Origin of the sequence: Bacillus sp. SIMBA_154, assembly GCF_046536015.1 — a bacterium.
Taxonomy (GTDB): Bacteria; Bacillota; Bacilli; order Bacillales; family Bacillaceae; genus Bacillus; species Bacillus pumilus_P.
Genome location: NZ_JAWJBV010000446.1, coordinates 1 through 253, shown reverse-complemented (window position 1 = coordinate 253; position 253 = coordinate 1). Strand labels below are relative to the sequence as shown.

Annotated in this window: 2 tRNA genes; both read right to left on the bottom strand. The window is 43.1% G+C overall.

Features of this window, described 5'->3' with window-relative positions:
- Window positions 1–91: 91 nt before the first annotated feature.
- Window positions 92–165 (bottom strand) — tRNA-Gly (locus R0K30_RS22710).
- An 11-nt stretch (window positions 166–176) separates the two neighbouring features.
- Window positions 177–253: transfer RNA gene (locus tag R0K30_RS22705), tRNA-Arg, on the bottom strand.

Here is a 253-nt window from a genome sequence, read left to right as displayed (position 1 = left end):
TACCTATGATGTATCATAGGATTTTTTATAAAAACTCGAATTAACAGGTACGTTTTGTCTTGTTTAGTTTTCAAAGATCATTTTTTCAAAATGGAGCGGGTGATGAGAATCGAACTCACGACATCAGCTTGGAAGGCTGAGGTTTTACCACTAAACTACACCCGCGTGGTTTGTATTGGCGCGCCCGAGAGGAGTCGAACCCCTAACCTTTTGATCCGTAGTCAAACGCTCTATCCAATTGAGCTACGGGCGC